This is a genomic window from Stenotrophomonas sp. SMYL8 (assembly GCF_036320065.1).
Lineage (GTDB): Bacteria > Pseudomonadota > Gammaproteobacteria > Xanthomonadales > Xanthomonadaceae > Stenotrophomonas > Stenotrophomonas maltophilia_A.
In genome coordinates this window covers 203,681-228,998 of sequence record NZ_JAWIRR010000002.1, presented here as the reverse complement: position 1 = coordinate 228,998, position 25,318 = coordinate 203,681, and the positions used below count along the sequence as shown (strand labels likewise).

At 65.9% G+C, this 25,318-nt stretch carries 26 protein-coding genes; 18 read left to right on the top strand and 8 right to left on the bottom strand.

The annotated features are described in order from the left end of the window. Positions 1-8: 8 nt before the first annotated feature. From V3B25_RS03110 to V3B25_RS03100, 3 genes are read left to right on the top strand one after another with little or no spacing between them, the layout of a single operon-like run. On the top strand, positions 9-761 hold the full coding sequence (locus tag V3B25_RS03110) for a glucose 1-dehydrogenase (RefSeq protein WP_329810042.1): 753 nt from the start codon (positions 9-11) through the stop codon (positions 759-761). 14 nt (positions 762-775) lie between these two features. Beyond that, positions 776-1,963 (top strand): GDSL-type esterase/lipase family protein, encoded by a 1,188-nt coding sequence (locus V3B25_RS03105; protein WP_329810041.1) that lies wholly within the window; start codon positions 776-778, stop codon positions 1,961-1,963. Between the two features lie 10 nt (positions 1,964-1,973). Then, complete coding sequence (locus tag V3B25_RS03100) at positions 1,974-2,993, top strand: sugar kinase (protein WP_049422236.1); 1,020 nt, start codon at positions 1,974-1,976, stop codon at positions 2,991-2,993. A 150-nt stretch (positions 2,994-3,143) separates the two neighbouring features. Here V3B25_RS03100 and V3B25_RS03095 read toward each other — a convergent pair whose 3' ends face one another. Together V3B25_RS03095 and V3B25_RS03090 are read right to left on the bottom strand one after the other, a co-directional pair. Beyond that, the gene (locus tag V3B25_RS03095) at positions 3,144-4,595 is read right to left on the bottom strand and encodes a hypothetical protein (protein ID WP_329810040.1); all 1,452 of its coding nucleotides are present in this window, start codon (positions 4,593-4,595) and stop codon (positions 3,144-3,146) included. 87 nt (positions 4,596-4,682) lie between these two features. After that, a complete protein-coding gene (locus tag V3B25_RS03090; RefSeq protein ID WP_329810039.1) occupies positions 4,683-6,257 on the bottom strand; it encodes an alpha/beta fold hydrolase in 1,575 nt (524 codons plus the stop codon). Positions 6,258-7,057: 800 nt separating this feature from the next. On the opposite strand from V3B25_RS03090, the gene V3B25_RS03085 reads away from it, so the two are divergent. Both V3B25_RS03085 and V3B25_RS03080 read left to right on the top strand, forming a co-directional pair. Next, entirely contained in the window at positions 7,058-7,798 is a 741-nt protein-coding gene (locus V3B25_RS03085) for a DNA/RNA non-specific endonuclease (protein ID WP_329810038.1), read from the top strand. Between the two features lie 105 nt (positions 7,799-7,903). Further along, positions 7,904-8,599 (top strand): HAD family phosphatase, encoded by a 696-nt coding sequence (locus V3B25_RS03080; RefSeq protein WP_049422231.1) that lies wholly within the window; start codon positions 7,904-7,906, stop codon positions 8,597-8,599. 6 nt (positions 8,600-8,605) lie between these two features. Here V3B25_RS03080 and V3B25_RS03075 read toward each other — a convergent pair whose 3' ends face one another. From V3B25_RS03075 to V3B25_RS03060, 4 genes are read right to left on the bottom strand one after another with little or no spacing between them, the layout of a single operon-like run. Beyond that, positions 8,606-8,836 carry a hypothetical protein gene (locus V3B25_RS03075; protein ID WP_049422230.1) on the bottom strand — a complete coding sequence of 77 codons (231 nt, stop codon included), beginning with the start codon at positions 8,834-8,836 and terminating at the stop codon, positions 8,606-8,608. Beyond that, positions 8,833-9,258 carry a VOC family protein gene (locus tag V3B25_RS03070; protein ID WP_049422229.1) on the bottom strand — a complete coding sequence of 142 codons (426 nt, stop codon included), beginning with the start codon at positions 9,256-9,258 and terminating at the stop codon, positions 8,833-8,835. The genes V3B25_RS03075 and V3B25_RS03070 overlap by 4 nt, the downstream gene beginning before the upstream one ends. Positions 9,259-9,268: 10 nt before the next feature. Beyond that, a complete protein-coding gene (locus tag V3B25_RS03065; RefSeq protein ID WP_049422228.1) occupies positions 9,269-9,730 on the bottom strand; it encodes a helix-turn-helix transcriptional regulator in 462 nt (153 codons plus the stop codon). Then, complete coding sequence (locus V3B25_RS03060) at positions 9,727-10,653, bottom strand: LysR substrate-binding domain-containing protein (RefSeq protein ID WP_049422227.1); 927 nt, start codon at positions 10,651-10,653, stop codon at positions 9,727-9,729. Before V3B25_RS03060 ends, V3B25_RS03065 begins: the two co-directional genes overlap by 4 nt. A 91-nt stretch (positions 10,654-10,744) precedes the next feature. Between V3B25_RS03060 and V3B25_RS03055 the strand changes: the two genes are divergently transcribed. From V3B25_RS03055 to V3B25_RS03040, 4 genes are all read left to right on the top strand, one after another. Beyond that, a complete protein-coding gene (locus tag V3B25_RS03055; protein WP_049422226.1) occupies positions 10,745-11,785 on the top strand; it encodes a hypothetical protein in 1,041 nt (346 codons plus the stop codon). After that, on the top strand, positions 11,782-12,663 hold the full coding sequence (locus V3B25_RS03050; protein WP_329810037.1) for a hypothetical protein: 882 nt from the start codon (positions 11,782-11,784) through the stop codon (positions 12,661-12,663). Before V3B25_RS03055 ends, V3B25_RS03050 begins: the two co-directional genes overlap by 4 nt. 181 nt (positions 12,664-12,844) lie before the next feature. Continuing rightward, positions 12,845-13,267: a hypothetical protein gene (locus V3B25_RS03045; protein WP_329810036.1), complete on the top strand. Its 423-nt coding sequence runs from the start codon at positions 12,845-12,847 to the stop codon at positions 13,265-13,267. After that, positions 13,260-13,568 (top strand): hypothetical protein, encoded by a 309-nt coding sequence (locus V3B25_RS03040; RefSeq protein ID WP_049422223.1) that lies wholly within the window; start codon positions 13,260-13,262, stop codon positions 13,566-13,568. Before V3B25_RS03045 ends, V3B25_RS03040 begins: the two co-directional genes overlap by 8 nt. Here the strand turns inward: V3B25_RS03040 and V3B25_RS03035 are convergent, their stop codons facing one another. After that, positions 13,569-14,924, bottom strand: coding sequence for a sigma-54 dependent transcriptional regulator (locus V3B25_RS03035; RefSeq protein ID WP_049422222.1), 1,356 nt, complete (start codon positions 14,922-14,924; stop codon positions 13,569-13,571). A 396-nt stretch (positions 14,925-15,320) separates the two neighbouring features. Here V3B25_RS03035 and V3B25_RS03030 point away from each other — a divergent pair, with 396 nt between their 5' ends. From V3B25_RS03030 to V3B25_RS03005, 6 genes are all read left to right on the top strand, one after another. After that, the gene (locus V3B25_RS03030) at positions 15,321-15,851 is read left to right on the top strand and encodes a hypothetical protein (protein WP_049422221.1); all 531 of its coding nucleotides are present in this window, start codon (positions 15,321-15,323) and stop codon (positions 15,849-15,851) included. Continuing rightward, positions 15,848-16,465, top strand: coding sequence for a hypothetical protein (locus V3B25_RS03025; RefSeq protein ID WP_125894783.1), 618 nt, complete (start codon positions 15,848-15,850; stop codon positions 16,463-16,465). The genes V3B25_RS03030 and V3B25_RS03025 overlap by 4 nt, the downstream gene beginning before the upstream one ends. Before the next feature lie 43 nt (positions 16,466-16,508). Beyond that, entirely contained in the window at positions 16,509-17,825 is a 1,317-nt protein-coding gene (locus tag V3B25_RS03020; protein ID WP_329810035.1) for an adhesin, read from the top strand. A gap of 99 nt (positions 17,826-17,924) precedes the next feature. Beyond that, positions 17,925-18,629, top strand: a complete 705-nt coding sequence (locus V3B25_RS03015) for a C39 family peptidase (protein WP_049422218.1) — start codon at positions 17,925-17,927, stop codon at positions 18,627-18,629. A 13-nt stretch (positions 18,630-18,642) separates the two neighbouring features. Further along, complete coding sequence (locus V3B25_RS03010; RefSeq protein WP_049422217.1) at positions 18,643-19,392, top strand: hypothetical protein; 750 nt, start codon at positions 18,643-18,645, stop codon at positions 19,390-19,392. Positions 19,393-19,438: 46 nt separating this feature from the next. After that, entirely contained in the window at positions 19,439-20,731 is a 1,293-nt protein-coding gene (locus V3B25_RS03005) for a transporter (RefSeq protein WP_201116154.1), read from the top strand. 12 nt (positions 20,732-20,743) lie between these two features. On the opposite strand, the gene V3B25_RS03000 is transcribed toward V3B25_RS03005, so the two are convergent. Then, positions 20,744-22,114, bottom strand: coding sequence for a hypothetical protein (locus tag V3B25_RS03000; protein WP_147427800.1), 1,371 nt, complete (start codon positions 22,112-22,114; stop codon positions 20,744-20,746). A gap of 219 nt (positions 22,115-22,333) precedes the next feature. Here V3B25_RS03000 and V3B25_RS02995 point away from each other — a divergent pair, with 219 nt between their 5' ends. Genes V3B25_RS02995 through V3B25_RS02985 form a run of 3 tightly spaced genes read left to right on the top strand, consistent with a single transcriptional unit; the run spans position 22,334 to position 25,100 of the window. Beyond that, positions 22,334-23,473, top strand: a complete 1,140-nt coding sequence (locus V3B25_RS02995) for an SPFH domain-containing protein (protein WP_197577931.1) — start codon at positions 22,334-22,336, stop codon at positions 23,471-23,473. A 20-nt stretch (positions 23,474-23,493) separates the two neighbouring features. Beyond that, entirely contained in the window at positions 23,494-24,846 is a 1,353-nt protein-coding gene (locus V3B25_RS02990) for a membrane protein (protein WP_049461047.1), read from the top strand. After that, on the top strand, positions 24,843-25,100 hold the full coding sequence (locus tag V3B25_RS02985; RefSeq protein WP_201116159.1) for a hypothetical protein: 258 nt from the start codon (positions 24,843-24,845) through the stop codon (positions 25,098-25,100). The genes V3B25_RS02990 and V3B25_RS02985 overlap by 4 nt, the downstream gene beginning before the upstream one ends. Positions 25,101-25,318: the final 218 nt, after the last annotated feature.

Genomic DNA, 25,318 nt, shown 5'->3' with positions numbered 1-25,318 from the left:
TTTTCCGCATGTCGTTCCAGGACAAGGTGGCCATTGTCACCGGTGGTGGCCGCGATATCGGCCGTGCCGTTTCGATCAAACTGGCTGCCGCCGGTGCACACGTCTGCATCAACTACGCCCATGATGAAGCCAGTGCCCAGGAAACGCTGGCACAGATCCAGGCCGCCGGTGGCCAGGCCATCGTGCATCACGCCGACGTCACCGATGCCGCCGCCGTGGCTGGCCTGGTCGCTGCGGTACAGGCCGCGTTCGGCGAGCGTATCGACCTGCTGGTGAACGTGGCCGGTGGCATGGTGCAGCGTCGGCCGCTGGCCGACATCGACCCGGCGTTCTTCCACGCCGTGATGGACCTGAATCTGACCTCGACCTACCTGACCACACACGCGGTGGTACCACACATGCGCGACGGCGCAGCCATCGTCAACTTCGCCTCGCAGGCAGGTCGTGATGGCGGCGGCCCGGGGGCATCGATCTACGCCACCGCCAAGGCGGCAGTAATGACCTTCACCCGTGCCATGGCCAAGGAGCTGGGGCCGAAGGGCATCCGCGTGAATGCATTGTGCTGCGGCATGATCGCCACCCGTTTCCATGACGAGTTCACCAAGCCGGAAGTACGCACGGCCGTTGCTGGCGCTACCCCGCTGCGCCGCCAAGGGGCACCGGACGAAGCCGCCGACGCTGCGGTATTCCTGGCCTCGGATGCGGCGGCGTTCATCACCGGTGCGAATCTGGACGTCAACGGCGGCACCTACTTCTCCTGACTGGAATCCTGACCATGCAGCGCTGGACGCTCCTGCTTTCATTGACGATCTGTTCCGCCGCAGCTGCGCCTGGCGCGTTGGCCGCACCGGTCTGGGTCACCGCCTGGACCGCCTCGCCGGCACCGGACCGCAAGGATGGCACAGCCGAGGCCCCCGTACAGTTCGCCGCGCAGACCGTGCGCCAGGACATGCGCATCGGCAGCCGTGGCGACGCGTTGCGGCTGCGCATCAGCAACGAACTCGGCACGGCGCCGTTACGGGTCGAGGACCTGCGCGCAGGAGTGAAAAACGGCACGTCCGCCCCTCTGCCGGTAACGGTGGATGGCCGCGCGGTCATCGAGCTGCCGGTGGGTGCCGCGCTGCTGAGCGACCCGGTACCGATGCCGGTGGCAGCGCTGCAGGAGATCAGCGTAACGGCCTACTTTCCGCAGCCGACCCGCCCGGCGGTGCGCCGCACCGAAGTGCGGGTAGCGGACGGCAGGCAGACATCGGTTGCCGACAGCGTGCGGCTGAGCTACCAGCAGAACGTGTTCTCGGCAGTGATGGTGCAGCGCGCTGATCGTCCCCAGGTGCTCGTGGCACTCGGCGATTCCATCACGGAAGGTGCCACCGCCCGTCGCGGAACCTTCAACCAGTGGCCGGAGCGATTGGCGCAGCGCCTGCAGCAAGCCTGCCCGAACCGGTTCGTGGTACTCAATCAGGGCATCAGCGGCAACAAGCTGCTTGACCATGGCCGCAGCCACAGCGCCCTGTCACGATTGGATCGCGATGTGATCGCGGTGGCCGATGCCGATCAGGTCATCCTGTTCGAGGGCATCAATGACATCCGCCACGGTGGTGGCGCGCAGCCGCTGCCTGGACGCAGTGCGGCGGACATGCTGCTGGGCTATCAGCAGGTTGCCGCGCGACTGCATGCGCACGGCATCCGCGCCTGGCTGGGTACGTTGACCCCGTTCGGCGGTTCCGAGCGCTACGAGCCCGTGTCCGCAGCGACCCGCACCACGATCAACCAGTGGGCACGCGGTGGGAAGACCGGGTTCGATGGCATCATCGATTTCGATGCCGCGCTGCGTGACCCGAAGGCCGCGGAATCGTTGCCCAACGACATCACCCGCGACCACCTGCACCCCAATGACGAAGGCTACCGGCGCATGGCCGATGCCATCGATCTGCGCATGCTGGGCTGCACCCCCACCGAGTGAGAGAGAACCGATGAGCCGCGTCGTTTGTTTCGGTGAACTGCTGCTGCGCCTGGGTGCACCCGGTCGGGAACTGCTGCTGCAGACGCCGCAGCTGCAGGTCCACGTGGGGGGCGCCGAGGCCAATGTGGCGGTCTCACTGGCCTGTCTCGGCCACGATGTGCAGATGGTCAGTACGGTGCCCGGCAACGCGCTGGGCCGGCATGCCGTGGCCGAGCTGCGGCGGCATGGTGTGGGCGTGGCAGGTGTGCGTGAAGTCGACCGCGACCGCATGGGCCTGTATTTCCTGGCCACCGGCGCGCTGCAGCGCGCCAGTGAAGTGGTGTATGACCGGGCGGGTTCGGCATTCGCCAACACTGCCCTTGCCGACCATGATTGGCCAACGCTGTTGCGTGATGCGCAGTGGCTGCACCTCTCCGGCGTCAGTCCGGCGCTGGGTGCCAATGTGGCCGAATCCGTCTTGAGCGCTGCGCGGGCCGCACGCAGGTCAGGCGTGCGAGTGTCCTTCGACGGCAACTACCGACCTTCGCTCTGGCAGCGTTGGGGCGGCAACGCCGCCGCCATCCTGCGGGAGCTCTTCGCAGAGGCGGATATCGTCTTTGCCGACCATCGCGATATCGAACTGGTGCTGGGACTGCGCTTCGCCGAGGACAGCCCCATCGCGCGGACCGAGGCGGCTGCAGCGGCCGCGTTCGCGGCCCTCCCGCACCTGCAGTGGCTGGCCTGCACCCAGCGCGACGTGGTGAGTGCAGACCATCACATCCTGGGCGCGCTGCTGTTGGGACGCGACGGTACCCGTGCGCAGGCCCCCTCGCGGCCATTGCCCGGTATCGTTGATCGCATCGGCGGCGGCGATGCATTCGCGGCAGGCATCCTGCACGGGCTGGCGTCCGGATTCGATGCAGAGAGCACCGTGCGCTTCGGTCTGGCGGCAGGTGCGCTGAAGCACTCCATTCCCGGAGACTTCAGTCCCGTGCGCGAGGCCGAGGTCTGGGCGCTGCTGGAGAGCGAGCAGTTCGACGTCCGGCGCTGATTTCGCTGTAGTTCACTGTACTCAGCGCCCAACGCTCGACGCCGGTGAAGGGTCGAACCATGGCGAATCAAAACCCGCGAAGAAACTGACCGCGCTGGCAACTGCGGCAAGCAACAGGATCGGCAGCCCTGCACGAGGTCCTGCGCGCACTTACAGCGTCAGCAGCCACGCTTCCAGCGCCCGGGTGTCGCGCATGTCGCCCGTATAGCGATGATCGGGCACGTGCGGTTCATTCGAACCACGTACCCGCCCACGGAACACCTTCATCGGCACCGAGATCCTGGCCAGCCCGCTGGGCAACCGCTCCGGCCGCACGTCCATGTACAGACTGTCGGCCGAGGTCTCGACGCCCACCTGCATCGCGCCCAGCCGCTTCCACAGGTCCAGTGCATCCAGGCAGGCCGAACCACAGGCGGCATCAGCCACGACTACCACCCTGCCCTTGCGCAGAGGTGCGGCCGTACCCGCAGTTGATGCTGTATCTGCCCCGGCTTCGGATGGCTCCCGCCACAATGCCTCCCCCCGGCTGCGTGCCTGCGTCATGCCCGTCGTCACCGATTCCAGCATGCGACGCAGCTCTGGCGCCGCGTCGGGCGCCTGCTCCAGCTTCTGAAGGAAGCCGCGAAGCTGGGCAATGTTGCCCTCCGAGGTCCGCCACTCTACCCAGCTGCGGTCGGGCAGCGCGTCGACAGCGGCCCGGCCCCAGATCAATCGCGCCAGTTCGATGCTCCATTGCGAAGCACCGCCAGTGTTGCCACGCACGTCCAGCACCACCGTCGGTGCCTGCTGCAACCCTTCGGCTTGCGGTGAAAGCTGCTCAAGCAGCGCGGTCAGTTCCTTGAAGTTCTGCTCCGCAGGGTCGGCATTGAAGCTGCTGGTGGTGATCCAGTAACTGCCATCGGGCATCGCGTGCCAGCCGTTGGGGGGACGGAAGCTGCGCCGGGTATCAGCCAAGCGCTCCTTGCGCTGTGCTGCCTGCAGCGGCTGCCACCGCAGTGCATAGGATGTCTCGCGTCCGCCCACCTGGAAAACGCAGGTACGCAATGCAGGCACGTAAGGATTGCCCTGTTCGAGCAGCACTTCACCGCCACCCTGGATGCGGCTGGCCTGCAGGTTCCAGCGCCCGTTGAAGTCACCCACCCGGCGTACAGCCAGCGTCTGCGCATCGATGCCATCGCAGGCCAGCATTCGAGCCCCCAGCGGCGGATGGCCCGGACCACCATCCACGGTCATGACCACCTGTGCGTCGCCATCGAAGCCGGTCAGGAAGCCGGGCCACTGCGTTGGAAGATCGGGAGCATCGGCAAGCGCATTGAGGCTGACATGGCCATCATTGAAGGAGGCCGCATAGCCCTTCATCGCCCACCAGTAGCCCGGGTAGCTGGCGACCCGTTCCGCGCGCGAGCGTGCAAGCGCCAGGGCATCGTCCAGCTGTGCGCCGAAACCAGGATTCCGCAGGTCCACGGCGCCCGGATGGCTGCCGCGCATGGCGGCGTCGGCAGCATCCAGATCCTTCAACAGCGTATCCGACCAGTCGATCGGCGCGCCTTGCGCGGTAGGTGCCGCAAGCACTGCACCGAGCAACAGCCATGGAGTGACCATGGATTCCTCCCTTCCCCGGAACAAACACCAGTCTCGCAGTTCTACTGCCTGGCGTACCGCGCCCGCCGCAACGGGCGCGGCCTTCCATCAATGCAACGGCACCTTCAACACTGATGGCGCATTGGCCGGCGAACTGAAAGTCACCGTGCCACCCAGCTGGCTGATGCCCGCGTACCGCAGGTCCACGGTGTCCACCACCAGGGTCAGGCGGCTGCCGGCCGGAAGGTTCCAGCTGCTGGCTTCCAACCGCAGGTCGATGGTCTTCGCCTGCCCCGGCGTGGCACCACGCAGCGTATAGGGCTTGTGGCTGATCAGCTGGCCGTTGCCCAGCACATCCTCGGCGTACAGGTAGGCGTACAGCGTGGTGTTGGCGCGGCTGGGCGTGACGGTCAAGCGTACCTCCGGCGTTCCATCCAGGCGCTGCGCACTCCACTGGATCGGCCCCTGCCAGACACCTGCGGCGTTGCGGCCCACGAAGGGCACATAGGCACCCGGCGGCAGGTTGATCATCTGCAATGCACCGGAGGCCATCGCCACGCCGGAATTGGCGGCGGTCAGCAGCCCGCTGCCGATCCGGTAACTCCAGCCGGTGCTGCTGCCGCTCGCGACCAGGCCGCCCGTGGGCAGCAGAAGTCCTTTGGGTGCGCTCAGCGCATAGCTGACAGCGCCGGCATTGGTCGCCTGCCAGTTCGGATAGGTACTCCAGCTGCCCTTCTGCGATTTCAGCTGTACTGCAGGCTGGCGGTCGATGCCATTGGCTTCACCCTTGAGGTAATGGTCGAACCAGTCGCCCACCGAATCGTAGACCTCGTTGGGAACACCCAGAGCGCCAAAGGCTTCGTTGAGCGCATGATCGCCGTGGCGCAGCTGCAACTGCTTGGGGCCTTTCAACCGGGTGAAGAAATCGACCAGCTGGCCCGGCGGGAACAAGCTGTCGTTGAAGGCGTTGGCGAGGAACACCGCTGGCTGGTTGGCGTTGATCTCATCGATGCTGGACCCGGGGCTGCGCTGCGCCGCCACCGGCAACAGCGAATCCACCGCGCCCTGGTAGTTGCCGACCAGTACATTGCGATTGATGGTCGTCAGTTCCGGTCCCGGGCGCCCGGTGGCCAGGCCGGCTGCCACCAGCAAGGCGATGCCCTGCGCGCTGGGGGTGTCGTTGCTGTACAGCGAGGCCTGCAGATCGGCCCAGCCACTCAGCGCCGCCACGGCCTTGATGCGTGGATCGCGCGCCGCCGCCAGCAGGCTGGTGCCTGCGCCGTAGGAGATGCCCGAAACGCCGATCCGGGCGGGATCGGCCCGGGTGTTGTCCAGCGCCCAATCAATCAGGGCGCTGACATCTTCGACCGTGGCTGGCCCTGCGATGTCGATGCTGCCGCCGGACTCCCAGAAACCCCGCGAACTGTAGCTGATCACCACATAGCCGCGCCGCGCCAGCGACTGCGCCACCCCCACATACTCCACGCTGGGTACCGCCCAGCTGCTGGGCATCACCAGCAGTGGATAGCGCCCGCTGCCCGCGTCCTGCGGTTCGATGACGAAGGCCCCGAGAGGCGTTCCATCCCAGCTGGGAATGGTCCGGTGGGTGGTCTTGACCATGGCGGCCCAGGCGGTGGGCGCCAGTCCGGTCAGCAGGATCAACAGCAGCAATACCTTGCGCATCGTCGTCTGTCCCCGTCGGTGGTGGTGCAACGGGTTGGACCGTACCAGTGCGAATGGTGGGTGGCACCTTGCGACGCAACATGACGCTTTCGAAGCCGGCGGCCGGCTGGATCGATGCAGGATCACATTCAGGCGCGGTGGATCACCCACGCCACCACGCCCGCAAGTGGCATCAATGCAAGTGTGCCAACGACGCCCAGGCATCCGGACGCTCTGCGGTGCGGCGCGGAAGCCTGCGGATGCGATCGCAGCCAGGCGGCATGACACGCCCTACAGTAGAAGCGCTGCTTCCCGGCGCGCCAGGCGCCACTGGTACGTTCGTCATGGAGGGCGGCGTTGCCGCAGCGCCCACACTTGAAGCTGCGATGTGGCGGGCGTCTCTGTCGGTGTAGCGCAGCCACGATTGCAACCCCGATCAGGGCAGCAGCAGCGCCCCCTGCAAGCAGTTCATTGTGGGTCATTCGCCTTGCTCGATCCTGCGGTTTCCGGTCCTGCTGCGCAGGATATCGAGTCGTACACCCCCTGCGCTACGACGCCCTAGCACGCGCGCATGTCACCCACGCGGCGCATGATCTGACACATCTCCAGTGCTTGCGCGCTGTCACAGCTTCGTCGTTTCGCCATTGACCGAAAGACGACAGCTTGTGACGCTTACGACACCGCACGGCCTCCCTGGCCATGTCATCGCGGTCACGTCCCACGCATTCCGCACTACCCGACTCCGCAGTGTCCTCACATGACCTCGCACTGGCCCGGTCGTGGTGGACGGCTGCGCCCTGAACTTCTGCTGGAGAATCGCAATGCGCCTTGCAGGTTTCTTCTTCGCGTTCGTCCTCAGTGCCTTCGCCGGTGCTGCCCAGGCCCAGGTCGTCACCCTCAACAAGGGCGGCTTCGTGCTCACCTACGACTGCAGCATCCACAGCGCCACCCGCTATGAGTACACGCTCACCGCCGACACCGGCTCCGCCGCGCGCCCGTCCAGCTTCTACAAAGATCCGGACCTGCCGGCCGGCTGCCTCGGCCAGAACAGCACCGCGTCGTATGCCAGCATCCGCAGCGGCTATGACCGCGGCCACCTGGTGACCTCCAACCACATGGACTACAACGCGACCTACATCCGTCGCGCCAACTACATGTCCAACATCGTTCCGCAGGTGTCCAGCTTCAACCAGGGCATCTGGGTGAAGGCCGAGAACGTGGCCGAGTGCTACCGCGACATCGCGCCGGTGGATGTCTATGGTGGCGTGGTCTACGGCGACGCCTCCAACGACTACTTCCTTTCCAGCCACGGCATCCCGACGCCGGAGTTCTTCTGGAAGACCATCATCACCCGTGACCCGAACACCGGCACCGCCAAGGCGATCAGCTGGATCATCCCGAATGAAGCGAACCTGGGCAGCCTGGACAGCTACCTGGTGACCATCGCCGACCTGGAGGAGCTGCTGGGCGCCAGCTATGTGGCGATCAACGCGCCCGCTTCGCTGAAGAACATGCTGCCGGCCACCACCTGGCCGCAGCCGGCGGGCTGTGATCTGGGCTGATCGGCCTGCCGGCAATGGGTGGCACCCGCTTCGGGTGTCACGCAAGGATGGCTGTGGGAAAATGGCGGGCAATTGCACCACCGCATTGCCCCACTGGAGCTGTAGATGTCCCGTTTCCCCTTCGATGCCGTGCTGTTCGACTGCGATGGCGTACTCGTTGATTCCGAGCCGCTGGTGGCCCGCGTGCTTTCGGAAATGTTGACCGAGCGCGGCTGGCCGCTGACCCCGGCGCAGGCAGGTGAGGTGTTCCTTGGCCAGTCCGTGGCCCATCTGGCCGGCCTGATCGAAGAACGCACCGGCAAGCCGTTCACCGAGGAATGGCTGGAAGAGTTCCGCCAGCAGCGCAACCGGGCGTTGGAACGTGACCTGGTTGCGATCCAGGGTGCGCCCGAGGCGGTGCGTGCGATCGCGGTGCTCACCGGCGGTCGGATTGCCTGCGCGTCCGGCGCCGATCTGCATAAGGTGAAGCTGCAGCTGGGCAAGGTCGGCATCCTTGATGCCTTTGGTGCCCATGTGTTCAGTGGCCAGGACATGCCGCGCACCAAGCCGCACCCGGATGTCTATCTGGCCGCCGCCGCTGCGCTGGGCGTCGACCCGACGCGCTGTGCAGTGATCGAGGACACCGTCACCGGCGCCACTGCGGGCGTTGCCGCAGGCGCAACCGTGTTCGGCTTCAGTGAGGGTGGCCCGCACCACAGTACGCCCGAAGCCCTGCGCGCAGTCGGTGCAAAGGTGATTTTCCAGCGCATGGACCAGCTGCCGGGCCTGCTTGCCGCCTACGCGGTGGACGCCGTCGCCTGACCCTGCTCAGCCCGCAGTGCCCAGTGCGGCGCTGCGGCGCTTTCCGGCGTAGTGCAGCGCGAACAGGTACAGGCCGGTGAACAGTTGCAGGAACAGCGGCGGCAGCGGCGAATAGGTGAGCCACGCCGCAGGCTCGCCCTGTCCCATCGCGCGCACTACGAAGTTGGCGATCACCGCCAGGGTGAATACGATCGAGGTCCAACGGTGCACGGGCCGTGCCCAGCCACCGCGGCTCATTGCCGGCGCCTCGTCTCGGAGCGGGCTTCGATCATCTTCCAGCCATTGCCTGATGGGTCACGGAACCCGGCGTCCACGGCGCCATAGCGCTCGATCGGCTCCTGGGTGAATTCCACGCCCTGTGCCAGCCATTGCGTGTAGCGCGCCTGGCAGTCATCCACGGCCAGCACCAGCGGCGGCATTGCGCCCTTGGCCACCAGCTGCTGCAGCGAAAGCGCGGTAGCGGCGTCGTGGGTGGGCGGGCCTGGCACGAACAGGCCCAGCTGGAAACCGTCCTGGCCCGGGCTGCGTACCGTCAGCCATCGGTAGCTGCCATTGCGTACGTCGGTATGCACTTCGAAGCCGAGCTTGCCGACGTAAAACGCCAGCGCCTCATCCTGGTCGCGCACATACAGGCCGACCGTGTTCACAGTGTTCGTCATGGGACCTCCTTCAGGTAGGGTCCACGTTAGCAACCGCCTCGCGGCGGCGCTTCTCCAAAACTGCGATCTTCAGGTCCGGGCGCTGCGCGGCGCGTGCATGGCATTCCGGCACGCTGGCCGACGCCGCCCGGGTTGCACGCTCACGCTCACGCACATTGCCCGGGCTGTCACCGGTGATGTCACGGAAGATGCGGCCAAAGGTGCCCAGGCTGCCCCACCCGGTCTGCACGGCGATTTCGGTCACCGGCAGGTCGGTGTCACGCAACATCGCCACGGCCCGTTCGATGCGGCGGCTGAGAAGATACCGGTGCGGCGGCAGCCCGAATGCCTGCTTGAACGAGCGGGCGAAGTGCGCCGGCGACACCGCACTGACCTCGGCCAGGCGTGTGACTGGCCATTCCTCATGGCTGGCCCGGTCCATCCGGTCCTTGGCACGCAGCAGTCGTCGCAGCAGTTCGGGGCTCTGGTTCACGGCGTCACCGCTTGCGCCAGATGATGGCGTGCTGCGTGCCGTGCCTCGGCGGCCTGTTCGACCAACCAGTCACGGAATGCGATGACCTTGGCGCTGCCACTCCGCGCCGAGGGCGCCACGAACCAGAAGCTGCGACCGTCGCTGGCGACACCCGGATGCGCCTGCACCAGGCGCCCGCTCTCCAGCTCGGCCTGGAACAGGATCGGCGAACCGATGGCGATGCCCTGCCCTGCGATCGCGGCACCGACATCCAGATGCTCGACGGCGAAGGGCGTGACCAGACTCCCTGGTGCCGGCGGTGAAAGGTGCCCGTGCGCGGCGAACCACAGGGCCCACCAGTCCGGCCGACCGAGCAGGGGAATCTCCAGCGCGGTGCTGCCCAGCCCACGGGCCGCCGGCAGCAGCGCCGGCGCACACAACGGCATGAAAACGCTGGGGAACAAGGGCGTGGCCTGCAGCCCAGGCCACTCGCCATGCCCGTTGCGGATGGCGGCATCGAAGTGGCCGGCGGCAAGATCCTGCGGCTCTGCCGACAGATCCAGTTCCAGCAGGAGCTGCCGATGGCGGGCGCGGAACGTACCCAGCCGCGGCGTCAACCAACTGGTGCCCAGCGTTGGCAGTACGGACAGGCGCAGTCGCGCCGCATCCATGCCAGCGGCGCGCATGAAGCTGGCGCGTAGTGCGTCGAATGCCCGGGTGGCTTCCTGCGCGACGCTGGCACCCACCACCGTCAGTTCCACGTGCTGTGCGTGGCGCAGGAACAGGCAGGTACCGGTCTGGGCCTCCAGCCGCCGCACGTGATAGCTCACCGATGCCGCAGTGGTGTCGAGCTCCTCGGCGGCACGCGCGAAGCTGCCCAGCCGCGCCGCCGCCTCGAAGGCGCGGATGGCGGCAAGCGATGGCAGCTGGCGTTGGGTGACCATAAGTGTGACTTAGCCTGAGCCCCGATATCTGCGTGGTCAATCCCCTTCGTACCCGCAACCATGGGGGCACCTTCGGTAGGGGATCACGCATATGGATCGACGGCAGTTCCTGGTCACCCTGGCCGCCACGGCCGCGTCCACCGCCCTGCCCGCCGGGTGGGCCCTGGCCAGTCACAGCGAAGACTGGAAATGGTTGCAGGGCAACTGGCAGGTCCGGCACCAACGCCTGAAGGAGCGGCTGGTGGGCGATACCCGCTGGGAAGCCTTCACCGGCGCCAGCGCGGTCTGGCTCACCCTGGGCGGGCTCGGCACCATCGATGACAACGTCATGGAACTGCCCTCGGGTCCCTACAGGGGCCTGGGCGTGCGTGCCTTTGATCCGGTGTCTTCCACATGGTCGATCTGGTGGATCGATGGCCGCAATCCTGCCCATATCGAAGCCCCCGTACGCGGCGGTTTCAAGGGCGATGCCGGCAGCTTTCGCGGCACCGACCGGATCGACGGACGCCCCATCGACGTGTGGTTCAGGTGGCACGCCATCCACGGCGAGGAGCCGTGGTGGGAACAGGCATTCTCCGACGACGCCGGTGCGCACTGGGAGGTGAACTGGCGCAACTGGTTCCGCCGCACGGCTGCGGCCCCCTCGCCGCTTCCGAAGCTGCCGGATGCACCGGGCGATTTTGATTTCCTGGTGGGCCATTGGAACGTGCGCCATCGTCGCCTGCGCGCCCGGCTGGCAGGCAGCGATGCGTGGGACGCGTTCAACGGCACCCTGCACAACTGGCCGGTACTGGGAGGATTCGGCAACGTAGGTGACAATCTGATGGACGTGCCAGGAGCCCCGCTGCGCGGCATGGGCATCCGCGCCTGGAATGCGGCTGAGCGGCACTGGCTGAGCTGGTGGCTGGATGGCCGGGAACCGACCCGGATCGGCGCGCCGCTGCGCGGTGGTTTCAAGGCCGGTGTCGGTCGCTTCTTCGGCGAAGACCAGCACGACGGACGAGCGATCCAGACGCGGGTGATCTGGTCACGCATTACCCCGCGTTCGGCGCGCTGGGAACAGGCGGCCTCGACCGATGGTGGACGCAGCTGGGAAACCAACTGGGTCAGCGACTTCGAGCGACAGGCATGAAGGCGCTGCTGGCCGTGATGCTGCTGGTGTCTGCATCGCCTTGCGCGTCTCCATCCAGGGTGCTGCAGATCATCGGTCCGGCCGAGCGCTTTGCTCCGGGCGTTGCATCCACGCAGTACGACGAGATTCGACTGACCTTGAGCCCGGACGGAAAGACCGCACTGTGGTTCAGCCGCAACCGGCCCGGCGGTCCGGGCGGGTATGACATATGGATGTCACACCACGACGGACAGCGCTGGCGGCCGGCGAAGCCGGTCTCGTTCAATACGCCGGGACGTGACTTCGATCCCGCCTTTTCCGCCGATGGCCGCGTGGTGTATTTCTGTTCGGACCGAGCAGGCGGCCAGGGCGGCGACGATCTGTATCGGGTCAGCGTGGGGAGCGACGGCCGATTCGGGGAGCCGGTCAATCTTGGCCCCGCAGTGAACAGCGCGGCCGATGAGTTCGCGCCAATGCTCTCGCCAGACGCAGCCACGCTGCTGTTCTCCAGCGATCGCGCAGGCGGTGCGGGTGGCCATGACCTCTACGTCGCAGCGATGGTCCGTGGTGAGGTGCAGCCCGCGCGGCCACTGCCCGGAGACCTCAATACCTCGGCGCAGGAGTTCGATGCCACCTTCCTCGGGGATGCCCGTACTGTGGTCTTTGCCCGCGCTCTCGACTTCGGTAGCGCACCGGTGCGCCAGTTCGTTGCCTACGAACGTGGAGGCCGTTATGACGCGGGCCATGCATTGCCCTCGCCCTTGAACGAGGCCTCCGGCGACAGCTACGGCGCGATGCTGGATGGCTCGCAACCCGACACCTTGACCTATTCGGCGCGGCGCGCGGACGGTGCAGGGTTGGACCTGTACCGCATCCGCTTTCGGATGATGCGCCCTTGAAGGCAGATGGTGTCGATTTTCGGCGCCCCGGTTCGTCGAGAGGATGAAACCCCAGGAGAAAACGCAGATGGCCTCACACCAGTCCCTTGCCTGCGCCTGCGGCCAGGTGCACCTGGCCGCCACGGGCCAACCCATTGCCACCGTCGAATGCTGCTGCGACAGCTGCCGCAAGACCGGCGCCATGCTGCAGTCGATGCCCCGAGCACCGGACGTCCTGGGCCCGCACGGCCAGACGCTCTTCGTAATGCACCGCAAGGATCGCGTCAGCATCGATGCCGGACATGCCATGCTGCGCGCGTTGCGGTTGTCCAGCAGGGGCGGCAGCCGCCGCGTCGTGGCGGGCTGCTGCAATACACCGCTGTTCCTGGAGTTCAGTGGCGGCCATTGGCTGAGCCTGTATGGCCTGTTGTGGCCCGCATCGGCAAAACCCGCAGTGGAGATGCGGACGATGGTCGGTGATCTTCCTGATGCGTCTGTCCTTCCGGACGATGTGCCGAACCTGCAGACCCGGTCGCTGCGGTTCCATGCACTGTTGTTGAAGGCGTGGATCGCCATGGGCTTCCGCAGCCCTCGCATCGAAGTCGCGGGAGATAGCCATGTCTGAGCCCGAGCGGATCGAGATCAAGAGCATCACCACGCCCGGGCACATCCAGCGCGTGGATCGTGCCAAGTATCTCGCCATGCGCCATGCCTTGCTGCAGGCCCTGCCTGCGCAACCGCCAGGGTTGACCGTTGCGCAGGCCAAGCAGGCGCTGCTGCCGCGCCTGCCCGCCGCCCTGTTCCCGGCAGGCGCCACCGCCGGCTGGTGGTTGAAGGCCGTGCAGCCGGACCTGGAAGCCAAGGGCGTGATCGAGCGCGTCACGGGCAAGCCGTTGCGCCTGTTCAAGCACCTGGCGGCCGGCTGATCAGCGCTGCGCAGGCAGCTCCAGCCGGTGCTTGCGGCACAGGCGATACACCGTCACCCGCGAGATCTGCATCTGCCGCGCGCACTCGGAAACGTTGTAGCCGGTCTGGCGCAGGGTCTGCAGCAGCACATCGCGCTCGGCCTGGCCCCGCGCATCGTGCAGCATCGCCCCAGGCAGGACCGCCACCGATGCGCCCAGCTCCAGGTCACGCTCGCTGATCAGCTCGCCCTCGGCCATGATCGCTGCACGCTGCACACGGTTCAGCAGTTCGCGTACGTTGCCGGGCCATTCGAAACGCCGCATGGCCTGCAGTGCGGCCGGCGCAAAGCCGCGTGCACGCACGCTGTGGCGCTGCCGGAAACAGCGCAGGAAGTGTTCGGCCAGCAGCTGCACATCGGCACCGCGCTCACGCAATGGTGGCATGAGCAGGCGCAGCACGTTCAGACGGTAGTAGAGATCGCTGCGGAACCGGCCCTGCGCCACCGCGTGTTCCAGTTCCACGTGGGTGGCAGCCAGCACTCTCACATCCGCCCGCAACGGCTGGCTGCTGCCGACACGCTCGAAGGTGCCCTCCTGCAGTACACGCAACAGGCTGGTCTGCGCCTCCGACGGCAGGTCACCGACTTCGTCCAGAAACACCGTGCCGCCGTGCGCGGATTCGAACACGCCGATCTGCCGCTTGTCGGCACCGGTGAACGAGCCACGTTCGTGGCCGAACAGCTCCGACTGCACCAGGTTGGCCGGAATCGCACCACAGTTCACCGCAATGAAAGGCCTCCCAGCACGCCCCGACAACGCATGCAGCGCATGTGCGGCCAGTTCCTTGCCTGTACCGGTTTCGCCGGTGACCAGCACCGGCAGCTCCACCGGCGCGAACTTGTGCAGCACCATGCGCACCGCATGCAGCGCAGCGCTTTCACCAATCAATGCGTGCGGTCCCTGCCCGCTGCAGGTTGCGTCGACAGGCGGATCATCTGCGTCGAACTGCTGGCGCATTGCGCAGACCAGATCCTGCAGGCCGAACGGCAGCGTGAAGCGGGCACGGCATCGCTGCAGCAACGGCAGCCAGGCCGCTGAAGCAGGTCCGGCACCCGGTGGCAGTACCGCCAGCCAGGGTAGATGCTGGTGCTGCTCGATCCACGGTACCAGCAGCTGCAGCGCGACCGCATCGAGGTGGCGCAGATCGAGCACGGCGAGCAAGCGATCGCGCCCGCGCAGGCCAATCGCCATGGCGGGATCGGGACGGATGCTGCGCACATACCAGCCTGCTGCCGCCAGCGCACTGCGCTCGTTCGCCAACGGCTCGCCAAACCAGAGCACGCAACGTGACGTTGAAGCCTCCGGGACCGCTGCCATGCTTCCCCCAGCATCCGGACACCGTCGGCGGACTGTCAGGCAATCACCGGCGTGCCGCCCCCCGCCGGGACCTCTACGGCCACCGGGGCGGCCTTTGTTGGGCGGATCCTAGCGCTTCCCTAAACGGCGGCGCAATGAGCAGTGCGTCAAGAAATTCCTGGCTGAAGCGGCACCGTTGCAGACCGCGACGCCACCTGTAACACGGATGCGACAGTCGCCCGCCGCCCTTGCCCTGCAGTGCCTGGGGCTTCGAAATCCCAACAATTCCACGACGTGCCTGTAACAGCGTGGCAGCAGCCCGGTCACGTGCGGCACGCTGCCGACATTGGCCGGTGGGCACTTCGAAGTTGGCACGGTTGATGCGTGGTTCCGCCGCACCCATCGCGGGAGATCGGCATGGACGGCTCCACCCTGATTCGCGGCCTGGCCGCAGCACTGGCAGTGGCCCTGCTGTCGGTTGGCGCGGGCGCATCCGCATCCGGCGCCCGCCAAGGCGTGAAGGCACAACCGGGCGAGATCGTCCTGCTGCGGGATGTATCCGCGCGCCCGGCATATCGCATGGCACCGCCGGGCATGGCGCTGATTGCCGACCCGAAGCCGCAGCGCGAGATCGCCACCGCATTGGGTGCCGGCGGCACAACAACCGGCATGGACGAGTTGAGCGATGAGGACTATGCCGGCATGGGCGCCGGCCAGGCCGCGTCCATCACGGCGCCGGGTGGCACCACCGTTGAACGGGTCACCCAGCAGGCCCTGGGCGGCACGCTGGGCCGCAGTGGCGACGGCATGGTCGGCAGCAATCTGGGGGGGGCCATGAGTGGGCCGCTCGGAGCGGTCGGCAGCAGCACCCGCGGTATCGCCGATACCGTGCGCGGCGCACTGGCCCAGTTCCCGCTGCAGGGCACGGCCCCGGCAGGTGGAAAATGAAGCCCCTGCACGGGTTGCTTCTGCTGCTCGCTGCCGCGCCCTGGGCGACCCGGGCCGATGACTACAGCGGCATGCTCGCCTATCTCGACGTGGCCCGCATCGACGGCCACGCACTTGCCGGAACAAATGGCGCCATCGCCGTGAACCAGGCCGCCGGCGACCTCAACGTGCAGGCCAACCTACGGGGTATCGCCAAGGGTGATCGCGCCGATGTCGCGATCAATGCGCGGCAGCTGCAGCAGGGCAACCGCGTGCTGTCCGGGCCGCTGCAGGCCACTGCATTCATCGGCGGTGACGCACTGGCCGGTGCCAGTGGCATCGCATCCATCAACCAGGCCAGCGGCATCGCCAACACGACGCTCAACGTCGTCAGCGCGACGCTGGCCCGACAGGGCATACGCGAAACCGACGATACGGCCTTGGCCGCCGAGGGTTCCGCGTTGGCAGGGGGGCGGGACGACACCGGTCACGGCGTCGCGACGGGCACCCGCAGCGCAGGTGTAGCCAGCACCGCACTGCGGGGATTCGACGGGGTCCTGCAACTCAATCAGATCGCGGGCAACGGCAACGACACGGCCAACGTATTGGGCCTGGTCGTGCAGGACCGCCCGTGACAACCACCCAACCGATGCACCACCTGATGAGAGAGAGGGCACCATGAAAGCGACCGTCAAACAGACCATGCTCGCCATGGCGATTGCCACTGCCTCGACCGCCGCTGCGGCCAATGGCTGGGACAACCAGAACGCCAACGCGAACATCAATCACAACCACACCGTCAGCGAAACCCGCAACGACACGCACAACCACACCGACAACGACGTACGCAACCGCACCGTCAATGTCAATGTGCAGAAACACAGCAACATACAGGCCGACGAACGCAAGGAAAAGAACAACCACGGCGTCGACGTGAACCTGGAGAAGGACCTGCGGCTGAACACCGACATCAATTTCTCCGGTGACCCGAACATCACCGGCGACATCGACCTCGACTCGGCGGCCATTGCCGTGATCGACAACCGCCAGTCGATCAGCAACAACGCCACCAGCAACAGCCTGGTCACCAACAGTGCTTCCATCGGTGACAGCGTGGGTGCCGGCGCCTCGGGCAATCTCGGCTTCAACGTTGTCTCCGGCGACAACAACGCGCAGGACAATGCCGCGTCGCTGTCCGCTGCCGACGCGTCCTTCAGCTTCGGCATGGCCGACGCCGAGGTGTTCGTCAACCAGACCGGCTTCGGCAACGCCACCATGAACTCCGGCGTCACCAACGCCGCAGGTCTCGGCGGCAACGCCTTCGGTGGTGCTTCGGGCAACATCGGCGTGAACATCGCCTCGGGCAACAACAACGAGCAGAAGAACGCGCTCGCGGCCTCGGTAGCGACCACCGCGGTGGCGCAGTCGAGCATCAGCTCCAACCAGGTCTCCACCGGCAACACGGTCAGCAATGCCGGCTTCGTGCAGTCCTACACGGATACCGTGCAGGTCGGCATGCGTGGCGGCGTCAGCGGCCTGACGCTGGCCTATGGCGCGGGCACCTACCGCGGCACCGGCAACGCCTACCAGATGGCCAACTACTATCTGGATACATGGAATGGCGAGCTGCCACATCCGGATGGCAACAGCACCGGCCACATCGACCTGGACAACGAGATCCAGAACGCCACGATGAACCCGAACCGGCCGGGAGTGGGCGGCCTGGGCTTCGATACGCGTGAGAGTGGCACCAGCCAGTTCGTCGAACTGGGCGTGGCCGATCTGTACGCCAGCCTCAGTGGCACGGTCAGCACCACGCGCTGGGTGAACGTCAACGCGACCAACACCTCGGCGTTGTCCGGCAGTGCCTTCTCCGGCGCCTCCGGCAACATCGGCGTGAACGTTGCTGCGGGCACCGGAAACCTGCAGGCCAACAGCCTGGTCCTGGCCGTCGCCCAGCCCAGCACCGGCGGCGGTGGCGGCAGCGGCGAGTAAGCGCAACACCCCGGCCGTCCGCCAATGGCCGGGTCCCCGGGAGCCCCTGTTCCTCCTCCCCCTTGGGACAGGGGCTCCCCCCTGCTGCCGGAGAACGTGATGATCCGTTGCCGCCTCTCGATGCGCCTGCTGGCGATGCTGTTGCTGCTGGGTACCGCCTCCGCGTGGGCGGGCGAGGTGCGCTTCAGCGGCGTATTGCCCAATGGCGCGTTGCTGCAGCAGAAGGTGGAGAGCATGCAGGAGCGGCGCTACCGCAACGTGGTACGGCAGCACACCGATTACAGCTGCGGGGCCGCCGCGCTGGCCACCATCCTGCGCCACGCCTACCACCTTGATACCGACGAGGCAACGGTGATCGAGGGAATGATGGTGGTCTCCGATCCCGCTCTGGTAGCCGAGCGCGGCTTCTCGCTGCTCGACATCAAGCGCTACGTGGAATCGCTGGGCATGCGCGGTCGGGGCTACCGCATCGATGAAACACGACTGCGCACCCTTCGCGTGCCAGGACTGGTGTTGATGGACGTGCGCGGTTTCCGCCATTTCGTGGTGCTCAAGCAGGTGCGCAACGGCATCGTGGAAGTGGCCGACCCGATCCTGGGCAACCGCAGCCTGGCCCTTCCGGAGTTCCTGGCCGCCTGGCCATCGCGCGCGGTCTTCGTGGTGATCGGCAGCGACTTCGATCGCAACACCGCTCTTCTGCAACCCAGCGAACGGCCAAGCGCCCGCGCGCTCTACGCGCGGCAAGGGCCGATCACCGATGCCGAACTGGTCGACTTCGGCTTCAGCCACGCCGACCTGTTCTGAAGGAGGTTCGACCATGTTCCGCCAACCGATGATGATGGCTCTGCTGCTGGCCTTCCCTTCCCTGCCCCTGCAGGCGGCAGAGGGCGCTCCCGGTCGCGGCCTGAAGGAAATTCCGGACCCGGAACTGAGCTTGATGCGGGGGCGCTACACCGTGGGTGGCAACAACGTTGCCTGGTTCGGGGTCACCATGGTGTCGCAGTGGCAGGCCAGCAACGGCGCGACGCTGCAGGGCAGCCTCACCCTGGGCATGGACTTCCGTGGTGGTGGCGCGCCGAAGCTGAGCTTCCAGCCCAGCGTGCATGTCACGGCAGCCGATGCGCCGCTGCCCGATACCCACGGACGCAGCATCGACAGCAGCGGCCTGGCCAACACCAGCGGCCTGGTGCAGAGCGTGCAGGTGGCCGGCGATGACAATGTCGCGCGCAACCTCACCACGCTGACCGTCCGCGAGGGTGGCGTGCCAGCCGTTCTCTCTGATGACGCAGGCAACGTCACCGCGCAGCAGGCCGGCGCCAGCGCGACCGCCGTGCTGGAAGGCAACCAGGCACGCCTCCTGCTGCAGGTGGATGGCCAGGGGCTGGTGCAGCAGTGGATTCGCAACGGCAGCGTCGGCCAGGGTATCGCCCTCGCCGGTGACGGCCAGATCGCCAGTAACCAGCTGCGGCTGGAGCTGGTGCGCAACGCCGTGGGCAGCAACCTGCCGTTGAGCCAGAACGTGGCCCAGGCGATTGCGTTGAACCGCGGCATGGGGCCAGGCCAGTAACAGGGCCTGGCATTGGGGGAAACGCTCCACAACGCAGGACACCAACATGCACACCCTGATGAGGATCACCCCGTTGGCGCTGGCGGCGCTGGCGGGCACCGCTCTTGCCGCACCGCCGACGTCCGACGATGGCGCTGACGTGCAGGCCCTGGCCAACCAGCTGGAACAGCTGAAGGCCAACTACGCACAGGAAGTGCGGCGGTTGCGCGAACTGGACATGCAGGTCCAGGCCATGCAGGCGCGCTTGAGCGGGCGGGTTGGCCCGGTCACAGCCCCATCGGCCGCGCCATTGGCGCAGGCGGCCGCCGCCGCGGTCCCACCGAGCAGCGAGGGCTACGCCAGTACCGCCACCGAGGCGCAACAGGCCAAGCAGGAGTCGCGGCGCAGCGTGGACGACGTGAAGCAACAGCAATCGGCCCTGTTCTCCCGCCGCTTCACCATCGAGAACAGCCTCACCTACGCCCGCTACGACCGCAAGCAGCTCACCCTCAACGGCTTCCTCGCGCTGGACGCCATTTTCCTCGGCAATATCGCCATCGAGAACGTGGAGTCCGACTCGCTGACCTACAACGTGGCGGCCCGCTGGGGTGTCAGCCCGAACCTGACGCTCAACCTGGACGTGCCCTACCTGGCCCGGCGCACCGTATACCAGAAGGGCGGCGCCGGCGGAGCAGCGGCCGCCATTGCACAGGAAGAGACCAACGGCAACGGCCTGGGTGATATCGGGCTCAGTGCGAACTACCGGTTGTTCGGCGAACGCGGCTGGCGCCCTGAGACCGTGCTTACCGCCGGCGTCACCGCCCCCACCGGGCGCGCACCCTACGGCCTGGACTGGAAGGTGATCGAGCGCGATGACGACGACTACATCCGCTTCGCCGTGCCGCGCGAGCAACCCACTGGCAATGGCGTATGGCAGGCCAACCTGGGCCTGTCGATGGTGAAGACCGCCGACCCGGCCATCCTGTTTGCCAACATCGGCTACGTGCACTCCATCCCGCGCGGGTTCAACGACATCGACAGTAATCCGGACACGGTGAACCCGGGCGATGTGAAGCTGGGCGGCTCGGTGTACTTCGGCGCAGGCGTGGCCTTCGCATTCAACGAGCGGACCAGCCTGAGCCTGTCCTTCAGTGACCGCATCAGCGCCCGCGCTTCCACCCGCTTCCAGGGCGGCAAGTGGATGAAGGTGATCGGCAGTGATGCCAATGCGGCATCACTCAACCTGGGCGTGACCTATGCGTTGAACCAGCACACCACGCTGGTGACGCTGCTCGGCATCGGACTGACCCCGGATGCGCCGGACTTCACGTTGGCGTTCAAGATTCCGTACATGTTGTAGCCAGCTGGAGTCCTATTGCACGTGCGGCAGGCAGATCTGCGCAGAAGTGACAACTCCACATCCACATTCTGGCTGGGTTCCAGCGAGTGGAATGTACTTGTGGCCATGAACGTTGCCGCATCGGCCACAGCTATGTCTTGCATCCGTGCGAGTTACGAACCAGCCGTTGTTCAGCGCATCGGCGATGGTTTGGTCATGGGGCACGCTCGGGTAGGCATTCTCATACGTCGACAGGACCATGCGACCTGGGCCCCGCACATTTGGTGTCGCTCCGAACTGGATGCATCCGCCGTGGTGTGGAGCGACTACAGCAGTTACACCAACGAAAACTCCTGGGGCGAATGAGCCGTAGTCCGCATCACCACACAGCACGGCGGCGGAATGCGCAGAATCAACCCTGAGTGCCAGCGACGTGTTGTTTTTCATGTATCGCTGTGTGGCCGGCGCGCCAACTGAAGGAGTGCACTGCCAGATGGAAATGTCGCCCGATTGAATGGATGCGCATGCTTCCGGCCAGACGAGCAGAATGCCGAGGCTGTGCAGCTCCAGCAGGAAATGAATATGGCTGCCTCCGTAGAGAATTCCAAGCGGAAGCCTTACAACCCATACGCGTTCAAGAGCCGCTTGGCGATAGATTGGAGTCGTCTTCCAGTATCCTGCTGCCGGATCCCAAACAGCAGCTCCGGACTGTACAGCGAACAGCCAATGATCCTGGTCCAGATGGGAAAGGATGATTGGTTGCGGATATGTATCACTGGGAGCGAATACCAGCGGGTCGAATGCTGGAAGCATCGGTCTTGTATATGCGTTGAATCCGAGTGGACGACCGATGTCAAAAAACAGGTGCGGGTGCTCCAGCTCATCGACTAGTGCACTGAAGCTTGCCTGCCCCACGTCGTAAATCGCAACACCATGAATTGACTCTGCGTCGATCCGATCAAGCAGTTCTTCGATGGTGCCAGGTGCTGCTTCTTTTCCAGCAAGAAACGTTCCGATCTTTCCGGTGATGGAAACGTCGTGCGAGGACATGTTCTGGATCGTCAGGAATAAGGTCAGATCTTGCCCTTCAGCGTTCGGACCGAGGACAGCCGTGGACATCGGAATCGCATCTTCGGTCGGCGTGCCAGTGAGCGTGATGAGATGCCATGCCGCATCACTTTGCCACTGCACCGGGACACTACCGGCAGGCACGCTACCCAACAGAAAGTCAATGGATCTCGGCATCCCTTCCACCCCCGCCAGAGCTTCAGCAGTTGGCACTGGAATCGCGTCGACAAGAACCTGCGCCTCCGGGTTCCACCGCCCATCCTCAAGCACTTCTGTGGGTTCGAACAACGCGTAGTACTGGATGCGGCGCTCTGCGGAATCACTGTTCGACATCATGTCTCCTCTCCTTGGCTAGACCCGACACGGCGTCGGCTGGGACGTCATTGCCCCTCCGCCGATTAGGCCCGGAGTCGGCCGCGGAATCAACGAACGGACTATTACAGAGGTTCCACGGTGCCCATTCACCCACCGGCACCACAGCCGCCCCCGGCCACTGCTATATTCAGTCCAGCTCGGCAGGCATGGTGCCTGCCCTCGAATCACAGGGAGTTGGTCATGGGTCTGGTACAGGCGGTGAAGGGTGCGGTTGGCGGTGTGCTGGCCGACCAGTGGAAGGACTTCTACACCGTGCCGGCGGGCCTGCCGTCCACGGCGGCCCTGTTCGCTGCGGTGCCGCAGGGCACCAATGCCGGCCGCGGCTCCAACACCAGCGGCTCGTCCAACATCATCACCAACGGCTCGAAAATCATCGTGCCCGAAGGTTACGGCCTGCTGCTGTTCCAGGACGGCGCGATCACCGCATTCGTCGCCGAACCGGGTGGTTACGAATGGCGTTCGGACGACCTGAACTCGCAGTCGATCTTCGCCGGCGACGGCCTGGTCAGCACCTTCATCAAGCAGAGCTGGGAGCGCTTCAAGTTCGGTGGCCAGCCGGGCGCGCAGCAGGCGGCCTACTTCGTCTCGCTGAAGGAGCTGCCGGACAACCGCTTCGGCACCCAGTCGGAAATCTACTGGGACGACGGTTTCCTCAATACCCAGGTCGGTGCGATCACCCGCGGCTCGTACACGCTGAAGATCGTCGACCCGATCCTGTTCGTGAAGAATTTCGTACCGGCCAGCTACCTGCGGCCGGGCCAGGTGTTCGACTTCACCGATCTGGACAACGCCGCTGCCAGCCAGCTGTTCAATGAAGTGGTCGGTTCGCTGGCCCCGGCCTTCAGCCTGTATACCAACGATCCGGGCAAGGGCAACCGCATCACCAAGCTGCAGCAGGACTCGCTGGGCTTCGCGCAGAGCCTGTCGGCCGCCGTCGAGCAGGGTTACCAGTGGAAGTCCGACCGCGGCCTGGCCATCGTCAAGACCGCCATCGTCTCGATCGAGTACGACGCCAACACCCGCGAACTGCTGAAGACCGTGCAGCGCGCCGATGCGCTGTCCGGTTCGCGCGGCAATTCCAACCTGCAGGCCAGCGTCGCCCAGGGCATCCAGTCGGCCGGCGAGAACGGCGGTGCGGCGGGCCTGGTCGGTGTCGGCATGGCCTCGGGCATGTTCGGTGTGGGTGGCATGCAGCAGCCGGTCACCCCGGCCGCGGATGACCCGGTCGCCAAGCTGAAGAAGGCCAAGGAAATGCTGGACCTGGGCCTGATCACCCAGGGCGACTATGACGCCCTGAAAGCCAAGGCACTGGGCCTGTAACAGCAGGACGCACAACGAACATGTCCGATCCCCGAAACGGCCCACCGCCGCTGCCCGGATCCGCGCCCGCGACGCCGCCGCCCTTGCCGGCGGCGTCGTTGGATGGGCCCGGTTCGCCGCAGGACGTCCCTCCCCTGCCCGGCAGCTTCCCGCTGGACACCTCGAAACTGCCACAGGCCATCCGCGATGAAGTGGAAGCGCCCGATCCTGTGGCCATCGATACTTCGGCCAGCGAGCTGAAGGACGGCCTCAACCGCTGCCCGAAGTGCGGCGCCACCGACATCCGGCCCAAGGCCGGTACCGATATCCTGGTCTGCCTGTACTGCCGTCACGAATGGCATGGCGCACGCGTCGAGGAGGAGTTCGGGCTGGGCGAGGCCATCGACCAGCTGCGCGGCACCGTCATCGCCTCCGGCGCACGCGACATCGATGCCGACACCTCGGCGTTGATGACCTTCAAGTGCACGGGCTGTGGCGCAGAAGTCACGGTCAACACCGAAAGCACGATGACGGCGCGCTGCCACTGGTGCCGCCACGTCTTCGGCGTCAACGAGCAGATCGCCAACGGCGCGGTACCCGATGCGGTGCTGCCCTTCCATATAAAGAAGGACGATGCGGTCGCGCGCATCCGCCAGTTCGTCGACAAGCGCCGGATGTTCGCGCTGAAAGCGTTCAAGGACCAGTTCACCCCTGAAAACGTGGTGGGCGTGTTCCTGCCCTACATGATCGTCGACAGCAATGTCAGCGCTGCGGTGGCTGGCAAGGGCGAGATCAAGACCCGTGAGTACACGGTCGGCAGCGAGAAGAACAAGCGCACCCTCTACGACGCCGATGTCTACCAGGTCGAACGCCAGGTCGATTTCACCGTCGACGATCTTCCGCTGGAATCCTCGGCCGAGCGCGGCAACCTGGATACCCGCGCCAACACCAACAACATCATCAACACCATCCTGCCGTTCGATACCAAGAACGCGGTGAAATGGAACGCCTCCTACCTGGCCGGCTTCACTTCGGAGAAGCGCAACCTGGATGTGGAAAAGCTGCGGCCACGGCTGGAAGACCAGCTGCTGTCGATTGCCCGCGCACAGGTGGAAGGCTCGGTGAAGCGCTACAACCGCGGCGTGCGCTGGGAGCAGGAACAGCTGGAGGTGCATGGCACCCGCTGGGTGTCGATGTACCTGCCGGTCTGGCTGTACTCGTACCATCAGCCTGGCAAGAACGGCGGCATGCTGCACTACATCGCGGTGAACGGCCGTACCGGCGAAACCATGGGCAGCGTGCCCGTGCAGCAATGGAAGATGCTGCTGGCGGCCCTTGCCACCGGCACCGTCATTGAAGCCCTCGCAATTGCCTTCCTGGTGGCATCGACATGAGCGACGACAGTGGCCTCTGGCTGTTGGCGGCAGGTCCGGCCGGCGCAACCGCGCTGTACTGGGCGTTGTACCGCTATTACCGCAACACCGACAAATCGCATTCCTTCGAGCACGAGACCGAAATCGAGGCGCAGCCCGTGACCGGTTCAGACCAGCAGGTGGGCCGGGTCACCGGCACCGAGGAAAAGCGCATACGCGGTGACAACGTGTACGAGTACCGGAAACGGGTGGCAAGGTTGAAACCCGACCAGTAGAGCCAGGCCATGCCTGGCTGATCGACAACGTCGCAACGACGACGGTGAACAGCTTCAGCCGGGCAGATGTGTACGCGCCTGCGACTGTGGCCTGCTTCGCAGATCAGCTCTGTTTGCCATGCCTATACTACCGCCGCTTCCACCCCTGCCATCGTTGCACCTGCCGGTGGAAGCGGCGGGGCTGGATGTCCCCGTCGGGCCGGCCGCCACGCTGCCGC